Annotated in this window: 11 protein-coding genes; 7 read left to right on the top strand and 4 right to left on the bottom strand. The window is 41.7% G+C overall.

All coding sequences use genetic code 11. The features are described 5' to 3' along the window. Positions 1–217: 217 nt before the first annotated feature. From rpsR to RMY32_RS20530, 3 genes are read right to left on the bottom strand one after another with little or no spacing between them, the layout of a single operon-like run. Positions 218–433 (bottom strand): 30S ribosomal protein S18, encoded by a 216-nt coding sequence (gene rpsR / locus RMY32_RS20540; RefSeq protein ID WP_012411240.1) that lies wholly within the window; start codon positions 431–433, stop codon positions 218–220. A gap of 2 nt (positions 434–435) precedes the next feature. Continuing rightward, positions 436–630, bottom strand: a complete 195-nt coding sequence (gene rpmG, locus RMY32_RS20535; RefSeq protein ID WP_229453431.1) for a 50S ribosomal protein L33 — start codon at positions 628–630, stop codon at positions 436–438. Between the two features lie 43 nt (positions 631–673). Next, positions 674–1,231, bottom strand: a complete 558-nt coding sequence (locus RMY32_RS20530) for an RDD family protein (RefSeq protein ID WP_322711614.1) — start codon at positions 1,229–1,231, stop codon at positions 674–676. Positions 1,232–1,524: 293 nt separating this feature from the next. Here RMY32_RS20530 and RMY32_RS20525 point away from each other — a divergent pair, with 293 nt between their 5' ends. Both RMY32_RS20525 and glp read left to right on the top strand, forming a co-directional pair. After that, positions 1,525–2,157 (top strand): PEP-CTERM sorting domain-containing protein, encoded by a 633-nt coding sequence (locus RMY32_RS20525; protein ID WP_322711613.1) that lies wholly within the window; start codon positions 1,525–1,527, stop codon positions 2,155–2,157. A 53-nt stretch (positions 2,158–2,210) separates the two neighbouring features. Beyond that, entirely contained in the window at positions 2,211–3,476 is a 1,266-nt protein-coding gene (gene glp / locus RMY32_RS20520) for a gephyrin-like molybdotransferase Glp (RefSeq protein ID WP_322711612.1), read from the top strand. Positions 3,477–3,622: 146 nt separating this feature from the next. Here glp and RMY32_RS20515 read toward each other — a convergent pair whose 3' ends face one another. After that, the gene (locus RMY32_RS20515) at positions 3,623–4,855 is read right to left on the bottom strand and encodes a cysteine desulfurase-like protein (protein WP_322711611.1); all 1,233 of its coding nucleotides are present in this window, start codon (positions 4,853–4,855) and stop codon (positions 3,623–3,625) included. 658 nt (positions 4,856–5,513) lie between these two features. On the opposite strand from RMY32_RS20515, the gene RMY32_RS20510 reads away from it, so the two are divergent. The 5 genes from RMY32_RS20510 to pgmB all read left to right on the top strand — a co-directional run bounded on the left by RMY32_RS20510 (position 5,514) and on the right by pgmB (position 17,699). Then, positions 5,514–5,735, top strand: a complete 222-nt coding sequence (locus tag RMY32_RS20510; RefSeq protein WP_322711610.1) for a DUF4327 family protein — start codon at positions 5,514–5,516, stop codon at positions 5,733–5,735. A 1,533-nt stretch (positions 5,736–7,268) separates the two neighbouring features. After that, on the top strand, positions 7,269–11,168 hold the full coding sequence (locus RMY32_RS20505) for a PAS domain S-box protein (RefSeq protein WP_322711609.1): 3,900 nt from the start codon (positions 7,269–7,271) through the stop codon (positions 11,166–11,168). A gap of 143 nt (positions 11,169–11,311) precedes the next feature. Then, positions 11,312–11,695 (top strand): beta-lactamase hydrolase domain-containing protein, encoded by a 384-nt coding sequence (locus tag RMY32_RS20500; protein ID WP_322711632.1) that lies wholly within the window; start codon positions 11,312–11,314, stop codon positions 11,693–11,695. A gap of 291 nt (positions 11,696–11,986) precedes the next feature. After that, positions 11,987–14,407: a sucrose synthase gene (locus RMY32_RS20495; RefSeq protein WP_322711608.1), complete on the top strand. Its 2,421-nt coding sequence runs from the start codon at positions 11,987–11,989 to the stop codon at positions 14,405–14,407. A 304-nt stretch (positions 14,408–14,711) separates the two neighbouring features. Next, complete coding sequence (gene pgmB / locus RMY32_RS20490) at positions 14,712–17,699, top strand: beta-phosphoglucomutase (RefSeq protein WP_322711607.1); 2,988 nt, start codon at positions 14,712–14,714, stop codon at positions 17,697–17,699. The last annotated feature ends 134 nt before the right edge of the window (positions 17,700–17,833 follow it).

Below are 17,833 nucleotides of genomic sequence, written 5' to 3'. Positions count from 1 at the left end.
CACTCTAATAATTTTAGATTTTAGATTTTGGATTTTGGATTTTGGATTTTATAACTGGTGTTAAATCCTAAATCCAAGCGTTTTTCATTCAGCAATCTATTTTACACTCTCTGATTCAGATTTGAGATTTTGGACTCAGAAAGACAAAGCCAGATGTTTATTTCAATGCAGCTTCTCTTTATAATCCAAAATCTAAAATTCTAAATCCAAAACTGTTTTAGCCTTCCGCATTGATAAATGGCAACAAAGCCACAATCCGCGAACGTTTAATTGCTAATGTCAACTCTCGCTGTTGCTGAGATGTCAGCCCGGTAATCCGACGTGGCAGTATCTTTCCCCGCTCGGTGACAAACTTACGCAATAAATCAACATCTTTATAATCGATTGGTTCTCCTGGCTTGATCGGAGAAAGGCGACGACGGAAATAACTCATCTCTACTTAATTTCCTTGTGAACGGTATGTTTGTTGCAGTGGGTGCAGAACTTTTTCAGTTCTAGCCTGTTAGTAGTGTTGCGGCGATTCTTGGTACTGGTATAACGTGAAACACCAGCAGAACGCTTATCTAGATTTGTCCGACACTCAGTACACTCTAGTGTGATAATAATCCGGACACCTTTACTCTTAGCCATAATCTTACAAACAGTGAAGCCTGAAGAGAATTAACACAAATGACTATCTTCTCACATTCCGCCGCATATTTTCAACTAATCTTTTAATTTTTATATCGAGCGAGTAGCCACGACGCGACGAAACGATGAAAGTTCCACAATAGCGATCGTGTAAAGCCTGCCGCATCTGGGTATCAGAGAAAGCAGTCCCACAATCAATTGCTAGGGGAATTACTAGCAGTATAGCAGTGGGATTGGCTCTAATATTGCTCAGGGCAATTGACACTAACAAAGCACCTAAGCCGATAATCGCCTCTCGCTTCACTAGTGAGAGCAAATCGGGAATTCTGCCCACTACTTCTCCATCTTCGACTTCCAACACCTTTAAATCGAACGCCCAACGCCCTAAACTTTGCCCTTGATTGTTGTATACCACCACTACCCGCAAAACCAGCCAAAGTATTACAAAAACTAAGATTTCAAGAAATTGAATCCCGATATCGCTGCCTCCCAGTAGGGAACTGACTAACCAGACACCAAGAAAATCAAGTCCCAATGCCATACCTCGCCGCCCAATCTCAGCTTTGGGATAATGTTTTTGGGGAAGTCGTTCGATAGTCATACAAAATAAGTATTTTATTTAGGGATTGGGAAATAGCGATCGCTCCTGCTTTTAATATTAAGATGATGACTTGGCTAGTTGCTGCGCTGTAAAGGAACAAAAATTTGCACACTACCAACTGCACGACTCAAAAATAAGAGCGAATATTTAGGTAATTTTTGATACTTTTGTCTACTTGGTTAACATCTCATAGAGTAGCCGCTACACGTCATGGATGCAACATACAGTAGGGTTGTACATCTATATTGTATTGTTGTAGAAACTTCATTTTAATTAATTTGGAAGTTATATCTATGACACATCTGTTTACTAAAACAGCTATTAGTCTGGTGACGACTACTACTTTAGCGTTAGCGATCGCCATAAACACGAACAACCTAGCTCATGCTGCTGAGTTTAACTTTAATTGGAAAGGAGACACTGGTTATTCAGCGAAAGGTTCATTTAACTACGATGCAACAACTGCTTCCAGCATCATTTCTGAAACAGGCTTGGGAGCTACGAAGAACTTGCAATCTCTCTCAATTTCCTTCTTTGATCCCTTGAGTAATCTGATAAATAGTTTCACTCCAGTGCTTGGTGGAATATCTAACTACGGCTTTTTGAGATTCAACTTTGATAGCACTACCGAGCAAATCTTTGGCCCTTTTGATGTTGGCAAGGATGATGAGTTTCCTGGTGACACATGGCTTAATAATAATCTCGCACTCATAGATGAAGGTTTTAGTGATGAGGTTCTAGCGAAAGAATTTGGTTTTAACAATAGAGATGCAGCAGGCACAAAGCAAATCCTAGATTTAAGCAACAATTCGGTTCAGGTATCCAAAGTTCCCGAAGGAAGCATAATTATCGGTTTACTAGCAGTGTGTAGCTTGGGATTTACCTGCAAACAGAAATCAATCCAAAATCCAAAATCCAAAATCTAAAATTGGTCAGTGTTACTTTACAGGGATAAAGAAAAAAGTCGGAGGCGATCGCTATGTTATCAGTCAGCGATGCACAAGCAATTATTTTAAATTTGGTGCAGCCGTTGGATCGTCAACAGGATACAGAAGTTGTAGATTTATTAACAGCCGATAGTCGCATTTTGGCAACGCCTGTCACCAGTCCACTAGATTTTCCCCATTGGGATAATTCGGCAATGGATGGCTACGCAGTTCGCTACGAAGATGTACAGCACTCCAGCACCGAACAACCAGCCATGTTAGAAATTGTTGAAGAGATTCCGGCTGGGTATCAGCCCAAATCTACGATTCAACCAGGGCAAGCTGCACGAATTTTTACAGGTGCGGTAATTCCAGCAGGTGCGGATACTGTAGTTATGCAAGAGAAAACACGCCGCGAGGAAAACCGCGTATTTATTCTAGCTGCATCAAAACCGCAAGAATTTGTCAGACACAAAGCATCTTTTTATCAAGCTGGAACACAACTACTACCAGCAGGAATTAAGTTAAATGCCTCAGAAATTGCCGTATTGGCAGCAGCACAGTGTCCGCAATTAAGTGTTTACCGCCGTCCGCGTGTGGCAATTTTTTCCACTGGTGATGAGTTGGTGACAGCTGATAAACTGTTGCAATCGGGGCAAATTGTGGATTCTAATCAGTATGCGCTGGCAGCTTTGGTGAGACAAAGTGGCGCAGAACCGTTAATTTTAGGAATTGTTAAGGACGATCCAGTTGCTTTGGAGAAAGTTATTAGCCACGCTGTTGCGATCGCTGATATAGTTCTCTCTTCTGGTGGTGTCTCAGTGGGAGATTATGACTATATTGACAAAATTCTACAGTCACTAAAAGCAAAAATCCACATTCGGGCTGTAGAAATCAGTCCAGGAAAACCTCTGACTGTCGCCACTTTCCCTAGTACAGATGCGATTAATCGTGTCTCTACCCACTCAACACTATACTTTGGTTTACCAGGAAACCCTGCTGCTGTGTTGGTGACATTTTGGCGATTTGTGCTACCAGCAATCAAGAAACTTTCGGGAATTCCTGAAGGTTGGGAACCAGCATTTTTGAAAGTGCGATCGCATGATGAATTGCGATCGAATGGCAAACGTGAAACTTACCTTTGGGGTAAATTGCATTTAATTGATGGAGTTTATGAATTTCACAAAGCTGGTGGTAGTCACAGTTCCGGCAATTTAATTAATTTAGCTCAAACCAATGCTTTAGCGGTTCTACCTGTGGGTCAAACAGTAATTTCGCCACAAGAAGAAGTGCAAGTTTTGCAGCTTAGTAATAGGTAATGGGGACAAGGGGAGCAGGGGAGAAATCAATTCAAAATTCAAAATTCAAAATTCAAAATTCAAACATTGTAGAACTTCTGCCTCCTGCCTCGTCTTTCCCAATGCCCAATCCCCAATGCCCTATGCCCAATCCCCAATCCCCAATCTTAAAATACCTGCTCAAAAGCCTCAATCAGACTGTTGACTTCCTCAAGGGTGTTGTAATGCACCATACTCACCCGAACTATTCCACCTTGCGAGGCTAACCCCAGGTATTCAATCAGCCGTTTAGCATAAAAGTCCCCGTAGCGAATCCCAATATAATGTTGGTCAATTTTTGCCGGAATAGTTGAGCTATTTACTCCATCGACCACAAAAGATATAGTTGGTACACGGGTTTGGCGGTCAGCCTTTGATTGACCAATCACTCGCACATTAGGCTTACTGTTGAGGTAATTTAGGAGGCGATCACTAATTTTTTCTTCATGTATGCTAATTAAATCAAACGCTTGCACCATTTGATTTCTCAAATCAGGAGCCGTTTCATTCCCATAGTGTAGTTGTGCTAATTCACTTAAATAATCACATAAACCTAACATTCCATAACTTAATTCAAAATTGACATTTCCTAACTGAAATTTATAAGGTATATCTGTCTGGTCGATAAAATAATGGTTAAGACCAGGCAATTTTAATAAATGTTCTTCTTTGCCATAAAGTAAGGCATGGTGAGGTCCATAGACTTTATAAAAACTCAAAGTATAGAAATCAACATCTAAATCCTGGACATCAACTAATCTGTGAGGTGCATAAGCTACACCATCTACACAAATCATGGCGTTGCGATCGCGTACAAATGCAGCAATTTCTTTGATCGGGTTGATGGTTCCCAGAACATTAGAAGCATGAGTCAAGGCTACCAGTTTTGTGCGCTGACTCATCAATGGTTCTAAATCTGCTAAATGAAGTTCTAAAGTATCTGGGCGAACTTTCCACACTTTAACCTTTATTCCTTGTTTTTCAAGAGCGACCCAAGCACCAATATTAGCCTCATGGTCGCAATTAGTAACAATAACTTCATCACCAGATGTGAAGGTTTTACCCAGACAAATTGAAAGAACTTTCAACATCATTGTAGTCGATGGCCCCATGACTACTTCTTTATAAGAATTGGCATTAATGAAAGTAGCCATTTCCCTAGTTGCTAAAGCCAATCGTTCTCCAGCCAGTTGAGAAACCCCATAAGAAGCTCCCAACTGGACATCAGAACTTAGGAGAAATTCGCTAATTCTATCTACTACTTTTTTCAAGGTTTGTGACCCACCAGCATTATCAAAAAAAGTCCATTCACCAGCTAGAGCCGGAAAATATTGACGAACTTTATCAAGATTCAGGAGCATAATATAAGTTTTCTAGAGAATGTTCTTTACCCTAGCCTACCTTCTGACAAGTCGCCCAGAGAACACCTACATTAGACTTCTTGCATAAATCAAAAATAAAGAACCCCACCCCGCATTTGAGTAAAGCAAATGCTCCCCTATGCTTTGGAGAGAAGTTGGGGGTGAGGTGTTAGAGACTTTTGCAAGAGACTCCACTTGCTTTCATAACGGGAAGGTTAAGAGCGAACAACTCAGTCAAGACGACCAACGTAGTGACAACCCTTAATAAATGGGAAAGTGGTTGGGTCTTTATGTATCTCATGTTAGCGTAGCCTCTGCCTCCAACACACTGTTCGCGATCGCACGAGAAGTTGAAATCTCCTGTATTTAACTTCCAGCAACTATTAATGTCTTGATTCTTCACAATTCTCGCCAATTTTATTTGATAAGTTTAAGGGAGAGTTAAAGCAACTATTGTTTTGAGTCTTAAGTAGAGCGGCGTGAATAATTCAAGGTTTGTAGTGTTCGCGAAGCGTCTCGCAGAGAGGGCTTCAGCCCTCAAAAAAGGACTAAAGTCCTCACTAAAAACTAATTTCAAGATTTTTTACATTACTTAATCTAGTTTGATTTATTCTTACTGACTTACTTAATTCCTTGATTGAAAATAAAGGAACGACTTATGAATACTACGGTAAAATATGACATCCAAGTTATCAAAGAAGAAGCACTTCAACTTGTTAAAAAGAGACTTCTTAACCGTCAACAGCCAATTTATACCCTCTGTAAATATATTCCTCATCGTGACTGGATTAATTTTGAACTGGAGTTAGAAAAAAATGAATTTCTACTCAGAGATAGAATTATCGATTTACTGAATCACGAATCTTGGGAAGATGATTGAGGCTGCATAAGGCTAAACCCTATTAGCTGCATTCCATAAAATCAAAATTACAAATTCATTTTAGGTGGACATGATATTAGGGGTTGCTACCTCCAGTCAGACATAGCCTGACCTCAGAAGCAACCTCACGTCTTTGGCTGTGGGTTTGAGAAATTTTTCTGTTTTCTTTCTCTAAATGTGTCAATTAATACCTAAAAAATAGGCTATAGTCTCACATTCTTGAGCAATTAATTACTGAAATCAAGAAAAACAATTAGACTAATCGGTTTCAGTAAATTGGATTAAGTAGATAACTCTTCTAGCCCAATCCATTCGGTAATCGATTGCCATTGGCTTGCGTAAACAATAGTATTTCTACGTTTTTCTTTCTGAGGCTTTCTAGATAGTTTTCCCATGACGACATCAGCAAATGAACTGGATTCGTTCCTATTATTCCTATTATAAATAGGCATTTCCTGCCAGCAGTGACGACAAAACCAGTAAGTCTCTGCACCGCGTATATGTTCTAAAAGTAAACTTGAGCAGCAAGGACAGTAATTCATGTTTTTCTCAAATCCTGTTCATAAAAGTGTTATTGCGATTCAGGGCAGCTATTTGAGAAGCCCGTAGATATTAAAAAGAAACTGTCTATATTTTGACTATAGTCTTTAAATATGAGGAAGTTGTGAGGATAGTCAAAATACTTAATGTTTTAGCAAAACTTATACACAATTATTAAGTAATACTTTCAGGCTAATTTAGCGGTTTTTTCACAAGTTCCTCAGACCTGCCTTATTTTCAAGGCAGGAGACAGTATTTCGACTACGCTCAACAACCAGGCAGTTCTTGCTGGAGGAAAAGACATTTTCATTGTTCCTTGTGAGCGCAGCTCATGGAGTCTCTTGCAAAAATCCTTGAATCACCCCTCCTCAAGTTTCACGCCACTTGACGGCAGTTGGGGAAACCCCAGACGCTCGAGAACTCGCTTGCTGCCGGCGCTATCTGTTGTCGCAAGTGGCATGGGATTAAGGGGAGTCTATTCGACTGATGCAAGAGGTATATTTTTTGTATTGCTTATTGAAAGTCTTGCTGGAGATGATTAAGAAAGCCGAAATTCTGAACCTCTGTCGATATTCGAGACCAGATGTTTAATATTTGCACTCATCAATTAATTTCAGATATTTCACACTAATAAGACTATTAAAACTATCAATTAAGGTAATATTTTGAAATCGCAAATCATCTATCTATAAATTTGACAATAGAATGAGTTTGACGGCTTTAAAATTTTATTTACTTTCTAGTTTAGTTACTAACTTATATTGTATTGCATGTATTAGGCATTCTAATAGTTAAAGCCTGTATTTATCAATACAATTAATTTATAGTTGCTTTATAGTTAATTTATGATTACATTTAGCCGCTTGCTAGTTGCTTGATAGTTATTCCGCCACAATAATTTCTGATGTTCAATAGCTGACTTCTTTTGCTGTTGCTGACTTCTGCTAATTTGTCCTGAATATCAAAAAGCTTATTAGGATTGATAAATTAACTATGCAATTTAACGAACAACTGATTAACTTACCTAGTTTAAATCATGTTATAAATTATTCCCCATTAACAATTAACCCTGATAGTTTTGTAATCGAAGCTATTTTATTGATGAGTCAACAAGAATGTATTAATTATGCATCTAGCAACTTAAATTCTTGGCTGAACTTAACTCATCGGAATCAACCAAAATCTTCTTGTGTCTTGGTTATGGACGAAGGAGAATTGTTAGGTATTTTTACTGAAGAAGATGTAGTTAGACTTATAGCTTCGAGAATAGATTTATCTGGGGTGACAATGGCTGAAGTGATGACGCAGCCAGTAATTACCCTTAGACAATCAGATTCTCAGGATATTTTCATCGCTTTATCTTTATTGCGTGAGCATCAGGCTGGCTATTTGCCCGTTTTAGACGATCGCGGACAATTGGTAGGAGTCATTAACGAGACTAGCTTGCTACAAGCCTTTGACTTGGTAAAAATGGTAGGGGTCGTTGAAGGCTTGCAGCAATATTTACAAAAACCCAGAGATGAATTTAGCCAGGTTAATCAGTACACAGAGATACAGCAAGTTTGCTGCCAAACTCAAAATAACTTAAAGCTATGGGTTGAGGCACAATCGGCTGAAATTATGCAAGTTAATCAGGAGCTTCAGCAAGCCCTCGAAGAACTCCAGGTTATGGAAGAAGAACTGCGCGAACAAAATGAAGAGTTAGGCGTTGCCCGCGAACTAGTAGAATTGGAGCGTCAACGTTACCAGAATTTGTTTGAGTTCGCTCCAGATGCTTATTTGGTAACTGATACAGCAGGTATTATCCAAGAGGCTAACCGAGCAGCAGCAATCTTGCTAGCTGTACGCCAAAAATATTTGGTCAACAAACCATTAATTTTATTTATTCCTTACCAAGACCGCCAAACTTTTAACACTCGACTAATTAATAAACAGCAGGAACAGAAGTGGGAAGCTTATTTAAAACCACGGGGAGGTAGAGCTTTTCCGGCTAGTATTAAAGCCGACGCCATGTACGATTCAAAGGGTAAGCAAGTTGGCTGGCGCTGGTTATTCAGCGATATTAGCGAACGCCACCAGGCAAAGGAATCACTGCGCCAAGCTTACGAGGAGTTAGAACGACGAGTGGCAGAACGGACAGCAGAACTTGTGATGTCCAATGTCCTGTTGCAACAAGAAATTACCGTTAGCGAAGCTGCCCGAAGGGATCGCCAACGCGCAGAAGTTGCATTACGCCAGAGCGAAAACCTCTATCGCCAACTCGTGGAAAGCCAAACTGACATAATTATCCGCATTGATTTGCAAGGGCAGATTACCTTTGCCAATGCGGTTGCTTGTCAAATTTTCGGTTGGAAACAAGATGAGTTTCGCGATCGGTCAATTTTCCAATTTCTTCATCCAGATGACTTGCCTGAAGCGATCGAAGATATGGCAGCTTTAGGATCTTCATTCCATCCCTTGATTAATCGCGAGCGACGTGCATTGACAGTCAATGGTATCCGTTGGTTTCAATGGAATGCGATCGCAATTCGTAACGACAAAGGAGAGGTTTTTGAAATCCAAGAGGTAGGCAGAGATATTACCGAACAGCAAGCTACGCTAGACGAACGCCAACTTGCCGAAGCCGCACTCCGCCAAAGTGAAGAGAAATTTCGCAAATTTGCCGAAAACACCCACGCAGTTATCTGGATTGCCAGCACAGATTCATTCCGAACCTTGTATGTTAGTCCTGCCTATGAAAAAATTTGGGGTCGCTCTTGCCAAAGTTTATTGGAGCGGCCTGAGTCTTGGATAGACTCCGTTCATCCAGACGATCGCGGTCTAACCACTAAAGCAGCAAAGCAACAGCTTAGTGGTGAATCCGCTTCAATAGAATACCGAATTTTGCGACCTGATGGATCGATGCGCTGGATTTGGGATCGGAGTTTTACTGTCTATGATGACCAAGGAAAAGTTCAATACTATGGTGGCATCGCCGAAGATATCACCGAACGCAAACTGGTCGAAGAGTCACTGCAAGAAAGCGAAGCGCGATTGAGTTTAGCTACCGAAGCAGCCCAAATTGGCATCTGGGAGCGGAACTCGATCGCTAATACTGGTATTTGGTCTGCCAATATGGGGCCACTTTATGGTCTACCGAGCAACACCTTGTGTCCAACCTATGAAGATTATCTTAATTTAATCTATCCCGAAGACCGCGAATCAGTGGCTGCGAGTATAGCGCGGATGATTGAGCAAGGAAAGGGATCTATAGAGTATCGAATTGTCTGGCCCGACGGCAGCTTACACTGGTTAAACTGCAAAGGTCAGGTTTACTATAACGAAATTGGTCAGCCGATCCGGATCGTCGGCATAAATAGGGATGTCACTGAGCGCAAGTTGGCAGAACAAAAAATCTCTGAACAAGCCGCTTTACTTGATATTGCCACCGATGCCATATTAGTTCGAGATTTACAGTCTCAAATCTTATTCTGGAATCAAGGTGCAGAGCGGATGTACGGTTGGCTTTCTACAGAGGCGATCGGAAAAAACCTCCAGGAGATTTGTTACACAGCAGGAACTCAGCAGCAATTGGAAGTACCCCTGAAAAAGGTAATTGAGAGTGGCTCGTGGCAAGGTGAGTTAAATAAAGTTACAAAATCTGGTCAGAAAATTATTGTGGAAAGCCGCTGGACATTGATGCGCGATTCTGCGGGAAAACCCAAATCCATCCTGACTGTTGACACTGACATTACCGAAAAGAAACAACTCGAAGAACAGTTTTTTCGCACCCAGCGATTGGAAAGCCTTGGCACTCTTGCAGGTGGAATTGCCCACGACTTGAACAATATATTGACACCAATTTTGGCAGCCGCTCAATTGCTACAGGGAAGAATTTTACAAGATGGGGAGCGTTCTGGGCAACTGTTGGCACTTGTAGAAACCAACGCCAAACGCGGAGCAACTTTAGTAAAGCAAATCTTGTCCTTTGCACGAGGAAATAAAGGAGAGCGGACAATTATCCAAATCCAATATCTGATTTCAGAAATTGTCCAAATTGCCAAACAAACATTTCCCAAATCTATTGAACTTTCCACGTTTATCCCAGAAGGAATTTGGGCTGTAAATGGAGACATTACACAACTGCATCAAGTATTAATCAATCTGGTCGTAAATGCCCGCGATGCTCTACCAAATGGCGGTAATATCAATATTTCTGTAGAAAGTAAATTTATTGATGAAGCTTATACGCGAATGAATCTTGATGCCAAGGTTGGGCATTATATTGTGATTACCGTTGCTGATAACGGAATTGGCATACCGCCAGACATAATAGATAGAATTTTTGAGCCATTTTTTACTACAAAACAAGTCAATGCAGGTACCGGACTTGGACTTTCAACAGTGCTGGGAATCATCAGAAACCACGACGGTTTTATCAAAGTGTCTAGCAATGTTGGTATAGGCAGCAAATTTGATCTGTTTTTACCAGCAGTGGAAGCAACCCAAGCGTTCAACATAGAAGAGGTGGATTTGCTTCCAGGAGAGGGAGAATTGATTTTGGTTGTGGATGATGAACCCCAAATTCGGGAGATTGTCACAATCATCTTGGAAAACCATAACTATAAGATACTAACTGCCACTAATGGCATTGAGGCGATCGCGCTTTACGCCCAATACGAGCATCAAATCAATGCCGTATTGATGGATCTAATAATGCCAAAAATGGATGGAATCATCGCTATTCGCACCTTGCGAAGAATGAATATGCAAGTTCAAATTATTGCCTGTAGCGGACTCAACTCAATAGAAATTTTTGCTCAATCTGCTGATGCTAATGTACAAGCAGTTTTATTAAAACCCTATACGGGCAGAGAATTATTAAAAACCTTACACAATTTATTCAGAGGCTAGTAGCACAAGGCAAAAGTCAAAAGTCGCGTATGCTTTAATTTTGGGCTTTCTAGTAGACTTTGATGATTTCCTCACAAGTTCCTCAAATTTCTTTGCTAGGGTTAAAGCTAAGGCAAGTCGGCAAAATGGAGTTAATCCGGCTGATGAACATTATTAGGGAAATTAATCATGAGTTAGCGATCGCCGGGCAAATTACACTAGAGCAGCTACAACAAATAGCCGATCGGGGTTATAAGTCTGTAGTGAATCTACGTTTGGCTGACGAAACAGGTTTTCTGGCTAATGAACAGGAAAAAACTGAGCTTTTGGAATTGTATTATGTTAATTTCCCAACTAAATCTGAAGATATTAATCATCAATGTATGCTCCAGATATCTGAACTCATCACTGAATTACCTAAACCGACTCTGATACATTGTGATAATTCAATTCGTTCAGCTGCAATAGTATTTTTGTATATCGCTCTTAAACAGGGTATGGGTTTTGAAAAAGCCTTACAAAAAATTATTAATATAGGCTTGATATAAGACTAGTACCGCAAGGCGGAAGTCAAAAGCCAAAAGTCAAAATAATTATATTTCAAGCTTAGTAGCGATCGCTTCAATTTTGCTTTAGTACTTAGTTCAATAATTTTCCCTTGCTACCTTCCTCTACTTGCTCATTCCATAGATTTGAAGTTCTCACAGCCTTTCATCCCAGAGCTAGACGCAAAGATTTTTATAGTCATTTATAATAATTTGGGGAATATACCTCAGCAAACCGAAAACTGGAAAGAAAAATGAGGTTATCACCTAACTAAATTTCTGGAATTCGTCATCATGTATGAACTAGTTCAAGCTCTCTCCAACGGTGATGAAAAAACTGCTCTACATCAGTTGATTTATGCGTTGAGTGTTTCAGGTAAGCATTACTTCCTAAGAAATGAGATTTTGCTCTTCTTTGCTGATTACTGTCATCAATCCCAAAAGCCAGCCTATTTTTACCACTCTTCTTCTGTTGGCAAACTAATACAATATACCCACGAAATCATTCTCGAAGAGGAAAGAACTTGGTTCGTGATTCGACCGAGAATTGCGAATCAAGAAGTTTGGCAACTGACAGCCGATAGCAGGTTCGAGCAGATGACACCTCAAGCGCTGTTAGATGTGAGAGATCGTTTAGTCAACCGTTACCAACCCCATATCCTCGAAATCGACCTCCACCCCTTCTATGAGAGTTCTCCAAAAATTGACGATGCGAGAAATATTGGTCGAGGTTTAGCCTTCCTCAACCGTTATCTGTGCAATCAATTGTTGACTGACTCTGAATATTGGGTAGAAATGTTATTTAAAGCATTACATAGGTTGCAATGCAATGGTATTCGTCTGTTGTTAAGCGATCGCATTGACTCCGGTATTCAGTTAGCCAAACAAATTAAGCTAGCGCTGAAATTCCTGAGCGAGCGATCGCCTGATGAACCTTATGAAAAATTCCGCTTTGATCTCCAAGAACTCGGCTTTGAGCCGGGTTGGGGTAACACTGCGGCGCGAGTTTCTGAAACTTTAGAACTCCTCGACCGACTCATTTACTCTCCAGAACCCGCCATTTTAGAAGCTTTTGTGGCCCGCGTTCCCGCCATCTTTCGCGTCGTCCTCGTTTCTGTCCACGGCTGGGTTGGACAGGAGGATGTTTTGGGAAGAGATGAAACACTCGGTCAAGTTATCTACGTCCTCGAACAAGCTCGCAGCCTAGAAAACGAACTACGCGAACAAATCAAACTCGCTGGACTCGATCAGCTAGGCATTAAACCCCATGTGATTATTCTGACTCGATTAATTCCTAACTGTGAAGGCACATTTTGTAACCTGCCCTTAGAAAAAGTCCAAGATACTGAAAATGCTTGGATATTGCGCGTTCCTTTTGGTGAATTCAATCCAGAGATTACGAATAATTGGATTTCTAAATTCGATATTTGGCCTTATTTAGAACAATTTGCTGTAGATGCACAAAGAGAATTACTAGCTCAATTCCAAGGCAAACCTAATTTAGTTGTTGGCAATTACAGCGATGGTAATTTAGTAGCCTTTCTGCTATCTCGCCGAATGAAAGTCACTCAGTGTAACATTGCCCATTCTTTAGAAAAACCTAAACATCTATTTAGCAATTTATATTGGCAAGATTTAGAAGATAAATATCATTTTTCGGCACAATTTACCGCCGATTTGATTAGCATGAATGCAGCCGATTTTATCATCACATCGTCCTATCAAGAAATTGTCGGTACGCCTGATACCATCGGTCAATACGAGTCATACAAGTGGTTTACGATGCCGCAGTTGTATCATGTAGTTGATGGCATTGATTTGTTTAGTCCTAAATTTAACTTTGTGCCGCCGGGAGTAAATGAAAATATTTTCTTTCCCTACAGCCAAAAAGAAAACCGAGATTCTAAACTTGGCACACAAATCCACGATTTACTCTTTACCCGCGAAGATGCACAAATTCTTGGTTATTTAGAACGCCCCAATAATCGACCAATCTTTGCCCTTGATACCATCAATTCAATCAAAAATTTCACTGGTCTAGCTGAATGTTTTGGTAAAAGTCAAGCGTTACAAGAGCATTGTAACCTGATTCTGTTAACTACTAAACTGCATTTACACGAAGCTAGCAACCCAGAAGAAGCAGAAGAAATTCAAAAACTCCACGACATTATCGACCAATATCAACTCCAAGGCAAGATTCGCTGGGTGGGGATGCGTGTTCCTAGCCGGGACATCGGCGAAGCCTACCGAGTAGTTGCAGATTCTCAAGGAATTTATGTCCATTTTGCCCGTTTTGAATCCTTCGGTCGGAGTATTTTGGAAGCGATGATTTCTGGCTTGCCAACTTTTGCTACTCAATTTGGCGGTTCTTTAGAAATTATCGAGAACAAAGAAAACCAATTTAATGTTAATCCTACAGATTTAGAAGGAACAGCAACGAAAATTTTAGACTTCCTTGAACAATGCGATACTCATGCTAAATACTGGCAAGAAGTTTCAGAATGGATGAGTCAGCGAATTCATCACAAATATAATTGGCATTTACATAGCAATCAATTACTACTGCTTGCGAAAATGTTTAGTTTTTGGAACTTTGTTGCTCCCGAAAATAACGAAGCTAGAGATCGCTACATGGAAACCTTATTTCATCTCATTTATAAACCTAGAGTCGAAAAGATTTTGGAAAAACATCAGGGAGTGGGGAGTGGGGGATGAGGGGGATGAGGCAATACGGTGCGGGTTTTGATCCTCCCGCCTACGGCAACCCCCCTTAAAAAGGGGGTAAATAGGAAGAAAAGCCCCCTTTTTTAAGGGGGGTTGGGGGGATCTCCGAGAGCCAAATATACTAACCGAACCGTATTGGGGGATGAGGGGGATTAGAGACTTGTTCATCCACCTCGGAACTCCGTTAATCCACCTCTGAACTCCGTTAATCCACCTCAAATACTCATTAACGGAGTTCAAAGACTCATTCATCTAGCTCAAAGACTCAAAATCCCGATTCCCCACTCGCCAACTTATGCAAACAAAAGGTCGTTCTCGCCATTTTATCTACACAGACTGGATATTAATCGAAACCCAGTTTGACCCTGAGCAATTGCACTCCAAAGAAACCGTCTTTACAATCGGCAATGGATACTTGGGAACCAGAGGCAGTTTCGAGGAAGGTTATCCTCATGCATTGCCAGCTACTTTTATTCACGGTGTCTACGATGATGTGCCTGTAGTATACACCGAACTGGTAAATTGCCCTGACTGGCTACCCTTGATAGTAATTGTAAATGGCGATCGCTTCCGTCTCGATCGAGGTGAGATATTGCGCTACGAGCGCCAGCTTGATTTAAGCCAAGGACTACTGACTCGGGTTTTGCGTTGGCGCTCTCCCAGTGGGAACACCATAGACATCAGCTTTGAACGCTTTGCTAGTCTTGCAGATCCGCACGTATTGGCGTTACGCTGCCATTTAACACCAATAGATTTTGAGGGATTAATCGAAGTTCAAGCTAGCATCAATGGCTATCCCGAAAATCAGGGTTTCAATCACTGGGAAGAATTAGATCAGGGCAAGACTAACCAAGGAATCTGGTTGCAACGCCGCACGCGCAACTCTCGAATTGAACTCGGTATGGCAGCTAAGTTGACAATATTAGGCACTGAAGCATCTTTGCAAGTCAATACCGCACCTGGTTATCCTACCTTGAGTACAACCTTCTTAGCTAAAGCGCAGCAGACCGTAACGGTGGAAAAACTTGTTACCGTTTTTACCTCGCGGGAGATTGAAGCACCAGTTCCAGCAGCTCGAGAAAAACTCGCACAGCTGCCAGATTATGCAACATTACTAAAAGCTAATGAACAGGCATGGAATGAGGTTTGGCAGCAAAGTGACATCCTGATTGAGGGGGATAGCACAGCTACTTTTGCTGTTCGTTACAATCTGTTTCAACTGCTGATTGCTGCCCCACGGGATGATGACAGAGTGAGCATTCCCGCTAAAACCCTTTCGGGGTTTGGCTATCGCGGTCATATTTTTTGGGATACAGAAATTTTTATGCAGCCTTTGTTTCTGTTTACCCAACCAGCGATCGCCCGCAACTTACTCAGTTACCGTTGGCACACCTTACCAGGAGCTAGACGCAAGGCAGGCCATTACAGTTATAAAGGGGCAATGTTTGCCTGGGAAAGTGCTGATACTGGAGATGAAGTGACACCACGTTGGTCTATCGGCAGTGATTTTTATGGTGAAGACGTGCGGATTTGGTGCCGCGATCGCGAAATTCATATCAATGCAGATATCCCCTACGCAGTCTGGAACTACTGGCAAGCCACTGGTGATGATGACTGGATGCAAAAGTGCGGCGCAGAGATTATCTTAGATGCCGCGCTGTTTTGGGGTAGTCGAGTCGAATTCAATTCTGAGCGCTCGCGGTATGAAATTCAAGGAGTAATCGGAGCGGATGAATACCATGAATTAGTCCACAACAACGCCTTTACAAACCGGATGGCGCAATGGCATTTAGAGAAAGCGATCGCCGTCTATGATTGGCTGGCTGACAAATTTCCCGAACGAGCCATCGAACTAGAACAGAAACTAAAGCTGACCCCAGAGGAGCGATCGCACTGGCAAGAGATCGTCGCCAAAATATTGTTTTTCTATGACCCATCAACAGGACTAATCGAGCAGTGCGAGGGATTTTTCCAATTGGAAGATATCAACTTAGCAGATTATGAACCACGCGATCGCTCCATGCAACCGATCTTAGGTATTGATAAAACCAACAAATCTCAAGTACTCAAACAGCCAGACGTATTAATGCTCCTATATTTAATGCGGGAATCAGCAGATTTTCCCTATAACGAAAAAGCATTGCAGACAAACTGGGACTACTACGCACCCCGCACTGATATTACTTATGGTTCGTCCCTTGGCCCAGCAGTTCAAGCGATTTTAGCTTCCGATTTGGGCAAATCAACTGAAGCTTACGAACAATTTATGCAGGCGTTAATGGTGGATCTTGAAGATAACCGAGGTAATACCAACGATGGAATTCACGGTGCTAGTGCTGGTGGGATTTGGCAAGCTGTAATTTTTGGATTCGGCGGCATCCAATTAACTGAAAATGGCCCTGTAGCCAACCCCCATCTACCCCCTGGCTGGACGCGTCTAAAGTTTAAACTGCACTGGCGCGGGAAATGGCACGACTTCGATTTGCATCCGGTATTGGGCATGGGGCATCCGGTATTGGGCATTGGGGATGAGGATAAGGGAACAAGGAGACAAGGAAACAACGCAGATAACGCAGACAACCAATTCTCAATGCCCAATGCCCAATCCCCAATGCCCAACATCCAAGGATTCATCTTCGATTTAGATGGTGTGCTAACAGATACAGCAGAACTCCACTATCTCGCTTGGCAAAAGCTAGCTGATGAAGAGGGTATACCGTTTAATCGAGAAGCTAACGAAGCTTTGCGGGGCGTATCCCGTCGTGCTTCTCTGATGGTGATTCTTGGGAATAGAGCGTATTCGGAAGCACAAATTGAGGAGATGATGGAGCGCAAAAATCGCTACTATGTGGAATTGATCCAAAACATGACATCCCACGATTTGTTACCAGGTGCGATCGCTTTGTTAGATGAACTGCGGCAAGCTGGTATTAAGATCGGTATTGGTTCAGCAAGCAAAAATGCCCAGACTGTGATTGAGCGATTGGGCATTATGAACAAAGTAGATGCGATCGCTGATGGTTACAGCGTACAAGAACCCAAGCCAGCACCCGACCTCTTTCTGTACGCAGCCAAGCAGCTAGGAATCGAACCAGCGCAATCTGTGGTTGTAGAAGATGCCGCAGCCGGTGTTGAAGCCGCTCTCGCTGCTGGGATGTGGGCAATAGGACTCGGCCCTGTTGAGCGAGTTGGAGCCGCTCATATTGTTTTACCCAGCCTAGAAGGTATTAAATGGGCTGACCTTCGAGAGCAATTGAGTAACATTTCTAAACGAAAACATTAAATATAGCAAGGGATTGGGGACTGGGGACTGGGGACTGGGTGAAAAGCCTTTTTGTGTCTAAGTTGTATCGTCTGTTGATGTCCTAACCACCAAGGCTTGTGCTATAAACGAGAGCTGCTTGATTACTTACAGCA

The organism is Nostoc sp. ChiSLP03a (assembly GCF_034531215.2).
Lineage (GTDB): Bacteria > Cyanobacteriota > Cyanobacteriia > Cyanobacteriales > Nostocaceae > Nostoc.
The sequence above is the reverse complement of the archived record's forward strand: the minus strand, read 5'-3'. Positions and strand labels throughout refer to the sequence as shown.